Origin of the sequence: Enterovibrio calviensis DSM 14347 (genome assembly GCF_000621165.1) — a bacterium.
GTDB lineage: Bacteria > Pseudomonadota > Gammaproteobacteria > Enterobacterales > Vibrionaceae > Enterovibrio > Enterovibrio calviensis.
The window spans coordinates 114,547-128,088 of record NZ_JHZA01000008.1 but is presented as its reverse complement, the minus strand read 5'-3'; the positions used below and the strand labels follow the sequence as shown (position 1 = coordinate 128,088).

Sequence of the window (13,542 nt, the reverse complement as noted above, 5' to 3'; positions counted from 1 at the left end):
AACTCTTTTTCAGGCACTGTTAGATAACGATTCACAGGATTAACATGCTGGATTCTAAACTGCTTCGTACCGAGCTGGACGCAACAGCTGAAAAATTGGCGCGTCGTGGCTTTAAGCTTGACGTCGACACACTCCGCGATCTTGAAGAAAAGCGTAAATCGCTGCAAGTTCGTACTGAAGAACTTCAAGCAGAGCGTAACGCACGTTCCAAGTCCATTGGTCAGGCGAAAGCGAAGGGTGAAGATATCCAGCCTTTGCTGGCAGATGTTGAAAACCTTGGCGAAGAGCTAAACAAAGCAAAAGCTGAGTTGGCTGATCTTCAAAATGAATTGAACGCGATTGTACAAGCCGTTCCAAACGTTGCTGATGACGCTGTGCCAGTTGGTAAAGATGAATCTGAAAACGTAGAGATTTCTGTTTGGGGTGAGCCTAAGTCGTACGACTTTGAAGTGAAAGACCATGTTGATCTTGGTGAGCTTTCTGGTGGTTTAGATTTCGCAAGCGCGGTCAAACTGTCTGGTTCTCGTTTTATCGTTATGAAAGGTCAAATGGCGCGCCTGCACCGTGCAATTGCACAGTTCATGCTGGACCTTCACACCACTGAGCACGACTACACCGAAATGTATGTCCCTTACTTGGTGAATGCAGACAGCCTATTTGGTACGGGTCAGTTGCCAAAATTTGGTGAAGATTTGTTCCACACCCAACCAGCGACCGAAGAAGGCGTTGGTATGTCGCTGATCCCGACTGCTGAAGTGCCGCTGACGAACATGGTTCGCGATACCATCGTCGATGAAGCTGACCTGCCAATCCGCATGACAGCGCACACGCCTTGTTTCCGTTCAGAAGCAGGCTCATATGGTCGTGATACTCGTGGCCTGATCCGTATGCACCAATTCGACAAAGTCGAGCTGGTACAAATCGTGAAGCCAGAAGATTCAATGGCGGCGTTGGAAGAATTGACAGGCCATGCTGAGAAAGTACTTCAGCTGCTGAACTTGCCTTACCGCAAAGTGATTCTTTGTACAGGTGACATGGGCTTCGGCGCTGCAAAAACCTATGACCTAGAAGTGTGGGTTCCTGCTCAAAGCACATACCGCGAAATTTCATCATGTTCAAACATGACTGATTTCCAAGCACGTCGTATGCAAGCTCGTTTCCGCCGTAAAGGCGCGAACAAGCCTGAATTACTGCATACTCTGAACGGTTCTGGTTTGGCTGTTGGCCGTACCATGGTTGCGATTTTGGAAAACTATCAGCTTGAAGATGGCCGTATTGAAGTGCCAGAAGTTCTTCGCCCGTACATGGGTGGCGCGACGCATATTGGTTAATTCCAAGCGAATGGCATGTATATTCAACTAGTCATTTGGTTGAGCATATAAAGATAAAAAAACCGACACTGAGTGTCGGTTTTTTTATATATCGAATTCTGCATTACCTTACTGTCACCTTAATCAATTGTGTACTGAATCTATACCTCAGTTTTAGAAACTCCAGTTCGTACTGCCATTAAGATATTGAAAATATTACTATTTATCTCCACTCTTCACGTAAGTGACTAATTAATCACAACCTTCTCATTCCATTCTTAATTAATCGACTAATATTACTTATTAGGTAAATGTCTCAATAACTGAAAGGTAGTGTTGTATGCGAATCAACAATCCAGTGACAGAAAAGGAAGTACGTTTCCCTATTGATTACAACCTGCTCTCCACCACTGACACTCGCGGTATTATTAAGTATGTAAGTAAAGAGTTTTGTGAGGTTGCAGGCTATTCCCAAGAGGAACTTGTTGGGCAACCGCATAACACGGTTCGCCATCCAAGCATGCCGCCAGCGGCTTTCCAAAATATGTGGGACTACATCAAAAGTGGTCGCTCTTGGATGGGACTTGTAAAAAACCGTGCGAAAAACGGCGACCACTATTGGGTCAATGCGTTCGCGTCGCCGATCAAGAAAAACGGCGAGATCGTTGAATACCAGTCGGTTCGAATGGTTCCGGACAGAAAAAGTGTCGAGCGAGCTGAAAAAGTTTACCCACAATTGTTGGCAGGCAAAACGCCTTCGGCATTGAAAATGCCCCGTACTCGCTTGTGGCAGCGCGCATTGGTATGGTTTGTACTCGGCGCCATTCTGGCTGGTGCAGCCGGTTTCTTTGCTGGGTTTGCAGCATCCGTCGCTGTCCAACTGGTTGTGTCTGTGGTTGCGATTTTCATGCTGACACGCCGCCTGGAAGCCGTGACCTCTTTGGCCAAAGATGCCTATGACAATCCGCTCATGGAGTATTTATACAATGGCGCGATTGATGATATTTCTGAGATCGAGCTTGCATTGAAAATGCGCTCCGCCGAGCTTAATGCGATCGTTGGTCGAATCATGGATGGCAGTGACCAAGTGCTCAATGCAGCAAGTACCGCCAAAGAAAACGGTGAAAGAACGGCAAACAACCTTGATAGACAGAATGCAGAAACGGATCAAATTGCTGCTGCTATTAATGAAATGTCTGCCACGGCGAATGACATGTCTGGCAATACTCAGAGCGCCTCTGATGCTGCACTAGAAGCGCAGGATGCGACATTAGCGGGTATGGAGACCGTGGGTAAAACAGTTGATGCCATTCAGCATCTTGCTAAGCAACTAAATTCTGCGTCCAGTGTCATTTCAGAGCTTGAAGAGCACGGTAAGCGTATCGGTGCGGTGTCTGATGTTATTCAGGGCATTGCTGAGCAAACCAACTTGCTCGCGTTGAATGCCGCGATTGAAGCAGCGCGTGCAGGTGAGCAAGGTCGCGGCTTTGCGGTGGTTGCTGATGAAGTTCGTGCATTGGCACAGCGTACGCAAGAATCAACGTCTGAAATTCAAGATGTGATATCAAAAATCCAAAACGGCACACAGCAAGCGGTTGATGCGATGTCTCGTGGTACGACGCTATCGGAAGAGTGTGTGATAAGTGCCGAACAGGCGGGTGACGTTTTGCGACGTTCACAAGAATTAGTCACGGACATCAATGATAGAAACCATCAAATCGCGACGGCGGTTCAAGAGCAAGCTGCGGTGTCCAATGAGATGAACGGCAACATTCAGTCTGTGTCTGAACTGTCTCAACATACCATTTCGATATCGAGAGAATCTGTTGAAGAGGCTGAGCGTCTGTTCCAAGCACTGGCGGAACAGAAACGTTTGGTGATGCAGTTCCGTCGAATTAGTTGATGACATAATCACGCAATGAAAGAGGCCAGCATATGCTGGCCTCTTTCATTTCAAGTTATTGTTCAATCGTAATAACTCATCAATACTATGCGGTTTGACGAGGGCTAGGCAGAGCATGAAGCGTGCTCTTTGCTTTGTGGAGCTTTTCCACCAAAGCATCATCAGTGCGTATTGTCAGCTCCTGATCAAAGAGATGAAGGAGGATAACACTCAAGTCTTGGCTGATTTTAATCAACGTTGATGGGGGCACCTCTCCCTCTTTCGACTGAACAATCGAGTCAAATCGATTGTCTATGCGGTCAAATGCTAAAGACACTTCAGAACTCGCAATTAAAGACAATTGATGCATACGCTTCTGTAAAATTCGGCTTTGCAGACTCACTGACTGCCAAGAGGCCATTTTGCCTTCAATCAAGCGTGTGGTGGCTTGCTCAAAACGTAATTGGGATTCTTTGGTATCAATCCATGTTTGCCAAAATGCTTGGTATTCTTCGTACATCGCATCGTGCTTGCTTTCGGCAATGTATGAGCGTGCGATTTCATCAATGATATATATAAGGTGATCAGAAGTTCTGTGATGAATGGCGTACCAGCTTGGTTTAGTCTGATTAGGCAGTGCTGATAGGGCTTGCTCCATACGTGCGGTTAGCACGCGAAAGAGGGGGCGTTGAGCATTGCTGCATGATGTTTGCATTTCTTCACAAAACTCACGGATTTCATCACGAGCTTTAGACGCTTGCGGAGACTGAGGGCAACGAACATAACGAGTATTGTGTTCGTGAACCATCCACAGCAGCGAACGCAGACTGTTTATCTGTGAGCGATACTGTTCTCTTCGCGTTTCTTTTGTGCTGGACATGCTTTTGCCAATCTGCATTAACCAAGTCGGAGTGATTGCACGTAATAGAGACATATTTTTTTCCTCAGATTGAGAGCCTGAACAGTTATTGCAGGGGATATGCCACTGTTGCTTTCATTAAAAATCAAAGGGTTAAGTTTCTTTCTGTGGTGGGTATGTTCATCGTTGATGCATTAACGAACCAACACGGTGCAATAAATGTGATCCTAGTCTCTAAAAGAAACAGACCAAAATGAGGACAAAAAAAGAGAGCCAATCTGGCTCCCTTTCTCAATTGTGCACTGCTTACGGCAGCGACGACAGCGGTGATTACATCACACGCATACCTGCTTGAGCGCCTTCATGAGGTTCAAGCAGCCAAAGGTCTTTGCCACCAGGTCCAGCAGCAAGAATCATCCCTTCAGACATACCGAATTTCATTTTGCGCGGCTTCAGGTTAGCAACCACTACGGTGTATTTGCCGACCAAGTCTTCAGGGTTATAAGCTGATTTAATACCAGAGAACACTTGGCGAGTTTCGCCGCCTAGGTCCAATTGGAATTTAAGCAGCTTGTCCGCCTTTGGCACAGACTCACATGAGATGATTTTCGCGATGCGAAGATCTACCTTGGCGAAATCATCGAATTCGATTTCAGCGGCAATAGGCTCTTCGACCAATGGGCTTTTTGCTTTGTTAGCATCCGCTTTGTCTGCAAGTGCTTTCTCAACAGCCGCATCTTCTTTTGACGTTTCAACCATGGCTTCAACGTGTTTCGGGTCGATTCGGCTAAACAGTGCTTTGAATGGGCTAACTGCATGACCAGTAAGTGGCTGTGCAATGCCTTCCCATGTCAGTGTTTCGTTCAAGAACGCTTCTGTGCGTTTCGCCAGTTCTGGCATAACAGGCTTGAGGTATGCCATCAGCACACGGAACAAGTTAATACCCATTGAACAGATTGCTTGAAGCTCAGCATCTTTGCCTTCTTCTTTAGCTACAACCCAAGGTGCTTTTTCATCAACGTATTGGTTTGCTTTGTCTGCCAATGCCATGACTTCACGGATAGCACGGCTAAACTCGCGCTTCTCGTATAGATCGCCGATGCGTTCTGCTGCACCCGCAAATTCAGCGTAAAGCTCAGGCTCTGCGCATTCCGCAGATAGCTGACCGTCGAAGCGCTTAGCGATGAAGCCAGCGTTGCGTGACGCAAGGTTAACCACTTTGTTTACGATGTCTGAGTTCACTCGCTGAACGAAATCGTCCAAGTTCAAATCAAGATCATCAATGCGGTTGTTCAGTTTTGCGGTGTAGTAATAACGCAGGCACTCAGGATCCAAATGCTTCAAGTAGGTGCTCGCTTTCACGAACGTTCCTTTTGATTTTGACATTTTTGCGCCGTTAACTGTCACGTAGCCGTGAACAAACACATTGGTTGGTTTACGGAAACCAGCGCCTTCCAACATGGCAGGCCAGAACAGGCTGTGGAAATAGACAATGTCTTTACCGATGAAGTGGTAAAGCTCAGTCGTGCTGTCTTTTTTCCAGTATTCGTCGAAGTCGACGTCGCTGTTCTTGTTACAGTAGTTCTTGAATGAACCCATGTAGCCGATTGGCGCGTCTAGCCACACGTAAAAATATTTGCCCGGCTCGCCAGGGATTTCAAAACCGAAATAAGGCGCATCGCGAGAGATATCCCACTGTTGCAGACCCGTTTCAAACCACTCGGCCATCTTGTTAGCGGTTTCGTCTTGAAGCGCACCCGAGGTGGTCCACGCTTTCAACATATCTGAAAACTGTGGCAAGTCGAAGAAGAAGTGCACAGAGTCCTTCATGACTGGCGTTGCGCCACTGACCGCTGATTTCGGATTGATCAAATCGGTCGGGCTGTAGGTTTCACCACAGTTATCACAGTTATCACCATACTGATCTTCCGCGCCACATTTCGGGCATGTGCCTTTGACGAAACGGTCAGGAAGGAACATCTCTTTTTCTGGGTCAAACAGTTGCGAGATTGAACGGCTATTGATGAAACCGTTGTTCTTCAGCTGGGTGTAGATGTACGAAGCCAGCTCACGGTTTTCTTCACTGTGAGTGCTATGGTAGTTGTCAAAGCTGATGTCAAAGCCAGCGAAATCCGTCTCATGCTCTTTCTGCATTGCCGCAATCATGGCTTCCGGCTCAATACCCAATTGCTGTGCTTTCAGCATGATAGGGGTACCGTGTGCATCGTCGGCACAAATGAAATTAACAGTGTTGCCACGCAGGCGCTGATAACGCACCCATACGTCTGCCTGAATGTGCTCAAGCATATGACCCAAATGGATGGAGCCATTAGCGTAAGGCAGGGCACAGGTAACCAGAATTTTACGTTGGTTTGCAGCCATAATTTAGTTAGTTCGCTTTTGACAAATGAATCGAATGAATGGCGCAAATATTACCTGATACGGGGGGGAATGCCTAGCGTAACCCAAGTAAACACCTGCTTAAGCTGTCGTAAGGTGGACCTTTCATTGGTATTTTGTTTCTTGTGGGTCTGACGCCGTCTTGTTGGGGCGAATGTATTCCTTAGCGGCAGGATGAAAATCGTGCGCTTTCGTTTAAATTTCATTAGGCTATGAAAATCGAGTGTGACTGACTCGATATACACGAAATATATCGTCCATTTGTTTGTGAATGGGCGTTTCATACATAGAGGGATTGATATGTCTGCCGTCGTCGATTTGCTTAATCAGTTTCAACACCCTGGATTGATCTCTGATTGGGCTAGCCATCCAGGTATTGTGGCTGAGTCTAAACAAGGTGACGTAACCGTGACGTTTCCCTTTGCTGCTGGAGAACTCATTACTGAGCTCGACGCATGGCTAAATGCTCAAAAAGCCAACGGTACATCTGTCCCGAGTTTCACGCTGACACAACGTGTCGCGCCGATTAAGGCAGGAGACAAAGCGCTGATCAAAGGCGTGAAAAACGTGATTGTGGTGAGTTCAGCGAAAGGGGGGGTAGGGAAATCCACCACGTCCGTGAACCTCGCATTGGCGCTTCATGCTCAAGGCGCGAAAGTCGGCATACTGGATGCTGATATTTATGGCCCTTCGGTTCCTATTATGCTGGGCACCAAAGGTAAGCAACCTGTTACCCTTGATGGCAAAAACATGGAGCCTGTCGAGGCGCATGGCCTATTTAGTAACTCTATCGGTTATCTCGTTCCCGATGAAAACGCCATGGTGTGGCGTGGCCCTATGGCGTCGAAAGCGTTTGCACAACTGGTGAATGAAACCCGTTGGCCGGATTTGGATTACCTTGTTGTGGATATGCCACCAGGCACGGGAGACATTGCTTTGAGCATGGCGCAGCAATTTCCGATCACTGGCGCGATCGTCGTGACCACGCCGCAAGATTTGGCGTTGGCGGATGCCATTAAGGGTGTCTCCATGTTCGATAAAGTGGCAGTGCCTGTACTGGGTGTGGTTGAAAATATGAGTTATCACATCTGTAGCCAATGCGGTCATCACGAAGCGATCTTTGGGCAAGGCGGTGCTCAGAAAATGGCAGAAAGTTTGGACTTATCCGTTCTGGCGCAAGTGCCTCTGCATATGAGTATTCGTGAAGACATTGATGCAGGCCGCCCGACAGTGACGTCGAAGCCTGAGAGTGAACATGCGGCCGTTTATCGTCAGTTGGCCTTGCGTGTTGCTTGTCAGTTGTTTTGGAGTGGAGAAACCGCGCCAGAGCAAATTTCGATTACCACATTGGGTGAGTCGTAAAGCGGGTGTTGAAAGAGTGAATTGATGCGCAAATCGCGTGCAGCTTGGTGAAACATTACGCATCTTGCTTTTATTTGAGACTTTCATCACAGATTTTGATGGCGTGAGCGCATCCAACTCCCTATAATCAGGCGGTTTATTTCTCGCCAAACTTCCGGGTATTCATATATGAGTGACAACAACCAATGTGTCATTATCGGTATTGCAGGGGCATCTGCATCTGGTAAAAGTCTGATCGCCAGCACCATCTATCAAGAACTGAAAGAAAAAGTGGGCGATCATCAGATCGGTGTTATCACGGAAGACCGCTATTACCGTGATCAAAGTCATCTCAGCATGGAAGATCGCGTAAAGACAAATTACGATCACCCGCAAGCGTTGGACCATGATTTGCTTTGTAAGCATCTCCAAGCGCTGACGGAAGGTAAAGCTGTAGAAGTGCCGCAGTATAGCTATGCCGAGCACACTCGTATGGACGAGAGCACCACATTGACACCGAAGAAGGTGATCATTTTGGAAGGTATTTTGCTGCTGACCGATCCACGTCTTCGTGAATTGATGCATGCGAGTATCTTCATGGATACGCCTTTGGACATCTGTTTACTTCGTCGTGTGAAGCGTGATGTTGCAGAACGTGGTCGTACAATGGAATCTGTTCTTCAGCAGTACCAAAACACGGTTCGCCCAATGTTCATGCAGTTCATTGAGCCATCTAAGCAGTATGCGGACATTATTGTTCCGCGAGGCGGGAAAAACCGCATTGCCATTGATGTGCTAAAAGCACACATAGCAAAATTGCTAAAAGCATAATAATAAAGAAGCCGGCTTAGTCCGGCTTTTTTTATCTTTGAGGTTGGGGAGACCGCAACGGCACATAGCCAATGCTGTGTGTCGATTTGAGCAGGGAGCGCACAATGAGATTAAGCGACAAGCATATACGTGAATACTTGGACAGTGGACACATTGCCATTGAACCAAGGCCCAATGACGACGCAATTTCTGGCGTGACCGCTGATGTGACTCTTGGTAACCGGTTTCGAGTCTTTCAAGAGTATGAGGCGCCCTATATCGACTTGTCTGGGCCGAAAGAAGAAGTGTCCGCGCAGCTCGATAAAGTCATGAGTGATGAAATAGAGATTGCTGAAGGTGAGGCGTTTTATCTTCACCCAGGGCAGTTGGCGTTGGCCGTCACTCAAGAAGTGGTGACATTACCCGATGACATTGTCGGTTGGCTTGATGGCCGCTCGTCGCTCGCTCGTTTGGGATTAATGGTACATGTTACGGCGCATCGAATTGACCCTGGATGGCAGGGGCGTATTGTTCTGGAGTTCTACAACAGTGGTCGTCTACCTTTGGCTTTGAGACCCGGTATGCCTATTGGTGCATTGAGCTTTGAAACCATGACAAGTCCGGCAGAGCGCCCTTATCACAAACGGGAAAATGCCAAATACAAAAATCAGCAAGGCGCCGATGCCTCGCGGATAAACGAAGACTAAATCTTTGCGCTTTCTTAAGAAAAAACGCTGAAACGCGGCGTTTTGATGCAGTAATTTGCGTCAGAATTCGTTAGGCTTTTGCTGTTATCTCAATGCATCTCAAAAGGAACGATTTGTCATCATGAAAAAGCTTCTCTACATCCTTCTTGGACTGGTGATGTTAGTGGTTGTTGCGATAGGCGTACTTGTCGCAGTGATTAACCCTAACGATTTTAAGCCGCTGATTGCTGACGAAGTGAAAAAAGCGACAGGCCGAGAATTGGTCATCGATGGTGACATTAGTTGGCGCTTTTGGCCGAGCTTAGGTTTGTCTGTTGAAAAACTCGCATTCAAAAACCCCCAGGGTTTCGCTGAGCCAAATATGCTCAAACTGGATCGCGCAGAGTTGTCCGTTGCTGTGATGCCGCTGATGTCGAACACCCTCGATATTGGTCTCGTGAGCTTGTACGGTGCCCATGTCTTTATTCAAACGCTGCCAAACGGAAACAGTAACCTAGATGGTTTGACTGGCGATACGTCGGCTGCTGATAGCCAAGCTGAGCCCGCGTCACAAACGCCAGCTCCAACCGAACCGGCCAGCGAAGGCCAAGCGCCTGCTGCATGGGCTATTTCAATTGGTGGTTTGGATGTCGTTGATGCCAGTGCCGTCGTGCGCGACGATAAGATCCATACTGTGAGTGAAATTAGCCAGCTAAATCTCCATATCGGAAAGTTGGCAACGGGCGCGTGGGTACCCGTTGAATTTGATATTGCAGGAAAACAAAATGCGATGGCCTTTTCTGCTAAAGGCCAAATGGAAGCCATGCTTGAAAAAGTGGCGATGGACTCCCAGCTTCGCAAGCTGTCGCTCTCTGCCTCAGTTAACGACGAAAACATTCAATTGGAAAATCTATCACTCAATGCTGATCAGGTCGCGTTGGCAATGCCAGCTGCCTTGACGTTTTCAGCCAAAGGTAGCGCGAATGACATGACATTTGATACGTCAGGCAAAGCGTCAGTGTTGGTCGACAAATCGATTGAAAATATCCAAGCCACAGGCATTGATATCTCGACCTTGCTGGCTGGCGCATCGCTTCCACGCCCAGAAATGAATATCGGTTTAAAAGCAGACGCGGCGTTCAATAACAACACGCAGAAGTTAACACTGAGTCAATTGGTTGCCAGCCTTGATGAGCTGGCGGTTGATGGAAGTGCATCTGTTGCACTTGCCGACATTCCCGCGGTACGTTTTGCGCTTCATAGTTCTAAGATTGATCTTGATGCATTCCTAGGCAACTCAACAAAGGCAGCACAGCCTGCTGAGTCTAAACCTGCGGAAACACAACCTTCATCTGCACCCAATGAGCCAGCGACGCCAGTTGCAAAGGCACCACTGAGTGACGTCGAGCCTGACTTATCAGCCCTGAAAGGGCTAGATGTCGCTGGCAAAATTACCATTGATGAATTGGTGGCAAATAACGTGAAAGTCAGCCAAGTGAATACCGTTTTTGCTGTCAATCGCGGCAAGCTTGACCTCAGTCAGTTTGATGCAAAGTTATACGGTGGCTCAGTGTCTGCAAAAGGGACGTTGGATGCGACTGTCAGCCCAGCTCGCTACGGCGTCACGAAAGACATCAAAAACGTCAATGTTCAGCCTTTGCTGATGGACGCTGCGAATCAAGACATCTTGTCAGGTCGTGGCAGTATTGATGTGAATGTAAACGGTGTTGGTTTGTCAGAAAAACGTCTTCGTACTGGCATGACAGGTACCGTGGCTATCAACTTTGCAGATGGTTCTATCGATGGTATCAACATCCCTGAAATGATTCGTGAAGCCAAAGCGACACTAAAAGGTCAACGTGCAGAATATGTAGAGGAAGCTCGTCAGACCGATTTTAGTGCGTTAACGGCGACCTTTAACCTAGGTAAAGGCATTGCATCAACGCGCAACATGAAGATGGAAGCGCCGGCGCTGCGTATTCGTAGTGAAGGGCAAACCAATCTGGTCAGCGAAGACTTGGATTTCGACGTGTTTGTCTCTGTGGTTGGAACCAGCAAAGGGCAGGGCGGGAAAGACATTGATGAGCTGAAAGACGTTACCATTCCTGTTGCGATTGGCGGCACGTGGCAAGCGCCAAGCTACAATCTGGATGTGAAAGCGCTGCTGACCAGCAACAAAGTGTTGGAAGAAAAAGTGCGCAAAGAAGCAGAACGTGGTTTGGAAAAACTTCTTGGTGACAAAGCTGGCGATGACAAAGTGAAAAACGTCGCTGACAAGTTGCTAAAAGACTTGTTTAACTAGCCATCAGTTTTACGATGGTTTTGAATTGACGATAGCGTCGAGTCGACTTTAGCTTCGAATTGAACACAGCGTCGAATTGACAATCACTGTGAACTAAAAAGCCGCCATTGCGGCTTTTTTTACAGGTTTTTTTTGCCAGTTTACGCGCGTTGTTTTTTAGCGCGTTTTTCAGTTTTCAGCATGTCTTGCAGCGCTTCCAGCAAATCAACCGCTGACAGGATCCCGACGAGGTCATCGGTTTTGTCTAGCACTGGCAGTGCGCCGACATTGTAGTCCAACAAGGTTTGATTGGCTTTTGATAGAGTTTCATAGGTTCGGCAGGTAATGACATCTTTGATCATGACGTCACCGACAGTCAGGTCATCTGACAACAAATAAGGGTGTTCGATATCCGGTGCTTCATCAGCCCAATTTGGACGGCGTAGCGATCTGTCGCTGATAATGCCAACCAATTGCGAATCTTGTGTGACCGGTAGATGGCGTATGTCTTTGTCCCGCATTAAGAAGTAGGCTTCTCGTACACCTGTGTCTGCGCTGACGGTGATAAGTTTACGTGTCATGTAATCCGAAACTTTTCCTGGCATCGTATTGAATCCTCCATGTGGTCAAATTTTAAACCTACAGAATGTAAGGACAAAATGTTGAGAGCCGTGGCTCATATACGGGTATAAATATTCTGGAGGAAACAATCATTAACGGTTTCATTACAAGGAATTGCTTTCACTCTTGGCTCGGTTCGCTAGAATCGGGTCTTCGCTGAGCAAACATATTGAGTTGCTCAGGCCTAGAACAAAAAGGAACACACGCGTAGATGGATTCGATTTCTCAAGCAGCCTTGGGCGCTGCTGTTGCTGGTTTAGTGGCGGGCAAGCGCTGTACCCCGAAGGTACTATTGGCGGGAGCAGCGCTGGGCACATTGCCTGATTTAGACGTGGTGTTGGATTACGGTGACCCTATTTCCAACATGATCAAACATCGTGGTTTTAGCCACTCTTTGTTTGTCCTAATCCCGTTCTCTGTAGTGCTTGCACTGGTTTGGAAGCGTTTCTTTGCGGCGTCATGGCCTTTTGTTCAGTTGCTCACGCTGATCACTGCGGCCTTGATTACACATCCGATATTGGACTCGTTCACGTCATACGGAACTCAGCTTTTTTGGCCGTTAGATGTACCGCCAGTGGCAATATCCAGCATGTTCATTATCGATCCCTTGTACACACTGCCATTGCTTATTCCCGTGCTCGCTGCGCTTATTTGGCGTGGTCGAGCCGCCAAACTGTGCGGCGCGGGTTTGGCGATATCATCACTTTATTTGATGTGGTCGCTGGTGGCATTGGGGCAAATACAAGATCGTGTTGAGGAAAACGTCGCGGGCACGCATTTAGAAGGGCAACCCGTTTTCATTTCGCCGACGCCGTTCAATACCGTGCTTTGGCGTGTGGTTGTGCTTGATGATGACAAATACTGGGAAGGCCTTACGTCGTTACTGGATGAAGAACCTGTGATCGATTGGATGCCAATGGTACGGGGTGAATGGCCGTTCCCGAGTGAACCTAAGTTATTGGCGGATTTCGAAGCATTTACCCGTGGTTTCGTGCAATTTAAGCAGCAAGACAATGCTTTGACAGTGACGGATCTTCGATTGGGAATGGCGATGTATCATCCGTTTGAGTTCTTGATGGCGGAAAAAAATGACCAACAGATCTGGCAGCTCGTCGATCCCGTACAGCTTGACCCAGGCCCAGTATTGCCGAGGCAAATTCCTGCATTGTGGATGCGCTTGCTAGGGTTGCAGAGCATTGATGCTTTATTGTGTAACGAGCTTGATTGCTTTCGTGATGAGCCAATGGACGAGACTGCGCAGTAGTTGCGAGACTGTCGTTGAGACATATTAGGTCAATCGAATTGGCACAAGAAAACGCCCGTACTTCCTGTTTTCAGTCTGACTGATAGAG

Annotated in this window: 10 protein-coding genes; 7 read left to right on the top strand and 3 right to left on the bottom strand. The window is 47.6% G+C overall.

Annotated elements, in window-relative coordinates:
* Positions 1-44 precede the first annotated feature (44 nt).
* Both serS and Q365_RS0107550 read left to right on the top strand, forming a co-directional pair.
* Positions 45-1,331, top strand: coding sequence for a serine--tRNA ligase (gene serS, locus Q365_RS0107555; protein WP_028022773.1), 1,287 nt, complete (start codon positions 45-47; stop codon positions 1,329-1,331).
* A gap of 319 nt (positions 1,332-1,650) precedes the next feature.
* Positions 1,651-3,213 carry a methyl-accepting chemotaxis protein gene (locus Q365_RS0107550; protein WP_028022772.1) on the top strand — a complete coding sequence of 521 codons (1,563 nt, stop codon included), beginning with the start codon at positions 1,651-1,653 and terminating at the stop codon, positions 3,211-3,213.
* An 85-nt stretch (positions 3,214-3,298) separates the two neighbouring features.
* Here the strand turns inward: Q365_RS0107550 and Q365_RS0107545 are convergent, their stop codons facing one another.
* Together Q365_RS0107545 and metG are read right to left on the bottom strand one after the other, a co-directional pair.
* Positions 3,299-4,126 carry a hypothetical protein gene (locus Q365_RS0107545; protein WP_028022771.1) on the bottom strand — a complete coding sequence of 276 codons (828 nt, stop codon included), beginning with the start codon at positions 4,124-4,126 and terminating at the stop codon, positions 3,299-3,301.
* Positions 4,127-4,381: 255 nt separating this feature from the next.
* Positions 4,382-6,433, bottom strand: a complete 2,052-nt coding sequence (gene metG / locus Q365_RS0107540) for a methionine--tRNA ligase (protein ID WP_028022770.1) — start codon at positions 6,431-6,433, stop codon at positions 4,382-4,384.
* Positions 6,434-6,751: 318 nt separating this feature from the next.
* Here metG and apbC point away from each other — a divergent pair, with 318 nt between their 5' ends.
* From apbC to Q365_RS0107520, 4 genes are all read left to right on the top strand, one after another.
* A complete protein-coding gene (gene apbC / locus Q365_RS0107535; RefSeq protein WP_035024658.1) occupies positions 6,752-7,813 on the top strand; it encodes an iron-sulfur cluster carrier protein ApbC in 1,062 nt (353 codons plus the stop codon).
* Between the two features lie 168 nt (positions 7,814-7,981).
* Positions 7,982-8,623: a uridine kinase gene (udk, locus tag Q365_RS0107530; RefSeq protein WP_028022768.1), complete on the top strand. Its 642-nt coding sequence runs from the start codon at positions 7,982-7,984 to the stop codon at positions 8,621-8,623.
* A gap of 104 nt (positions 8,624-8,727) precedes the next feature.
* Complete coding sequence (gene dcd, locus Q365_RS0107525; RefSeq protein WP_028022767.1) at positions 8,728-9,309, top strand: dCTP deaminase; 582 nt, start codon at positions 8,728-8,730, stop codon at positions 9,307-9,309.
* Positions 9,310-9,430: 121 nt separating this feature from the next.
* The gene (locus Q365_RS0107520) at positions 9,431-11,590 is read left to right on the top strand and encodes an AsmA family protein (protein ID WP_028022766.1); all 2,160 of its coding nucleotides are present in this window, start codon (positions 9,431-9,433) and stop codon (positions 11,588-11,590) included.
* 140 nt (positions 11,591-11,730) lie between these two features.
* Here Q365_RS0107520 and Q365_RS0107515 read toward each other — a convergent pair whose 3' ends face one another.
* Positions 11,731-12,174: a CBS domain-containing protein gene (locus tag Q365_RS0107515; protein WP_028022765.1), complete on the bottom strand. Its 444-nt coding sequence runs from the start codon at positions 12,172-12,174 to the stop codon at positions 11,731-11,733.
* Positions 12,175-12,401: 227 nt separating this feature from the next.
* Between Q365_RS0107515 and Q365_RS0107510 the strand changes: the two genes are divergently transcribed.
* A complete protein-coding gene (locus tag Q365_RS0107510) occupies positions 12,402-13,454 on the top strand; it encodes a metal-dependent hydrolase (RefSeq protein ID WP_028022764.1) in 1,053 nt (350 codons plus the stop codon).
* Positions 13,455-13,542: the final 88 nt, after the last annotated feature.

What these genes read in the sequence shown, in the direction of transcription:
- serS (WP_028022773.1), top strand. Translation starts at nt 45, where the DNA reads ATGCTGGATTCTAAACTGCTTCGTACCGAGCTGGACGCAACAGCTGAA.
- Q365_RS0107550 (WP_028022772.1), top strand. Translation starts at nt 1,651, where the DNA reads ATGCGAATCAACAATCCAGTGACAGAAAAGGAAGTACGTTTCCCTATT.
- Q365_RS0107545 (WP_028022771.1), bottom strand. Translation starts at nt 4,126, where the DNA reads ATGTCTCTATTACGTGCAATCACTCCGACTTGGTTAATGCAGATTGGC.
- metG (WP_028022770.1), bottom strand. Translation starts at nt 6,433, where the DNA reads ATGGCTGCAAACCAACGTAAAATTCTGGTTACCTGTGCCCTGCCTTAC.
- apbC (WP_035024658.1), top strand. Translation starts at nt 6,752, where the DNA reads ATGTCTGCCGTCGTCGATTTGCTTAATCAGTTTCAACACCCTGGATTG.
- udk (WP_028022768.1), top strand. Translation starts at nt 7,982, where the DNA reads ATGAGTGACAACAACCAATGTGTCATTATCGGTATTGCAGGGGCATCT.
- dcd (WP_028022767.1), top strand. Translation starts at nt 8,728, where the DNA reads ATGAGATTAAGCGACAAGCATATACGTGAATACTTGGACAGTGGACAC.
- Q365_RS0107520 (WP_028022766.1), top strand. Translation starts at nt 9,431, where the DNA reads ATGAAAAAGCTTCTCTACATCCTTCTTGGACTGGTGATGTTAGTGGTT.
- Q365_RS0107515 (WP_028022765.1), bottom strand. Translation starts at nt 12,174, where the DNA reads ATGCCAGGAAAAGTTTCGGATTACATGACACGTAAACTTATCACCGTC.
- Q365_RS0107510 (WP_028022764.1), top strand. Translation starts at nt 12,402, where the DNA reads ATGGATTCGATTTCTCAAGCAGCCTTGGGCGCTGCTGTTGCTGGTTTA.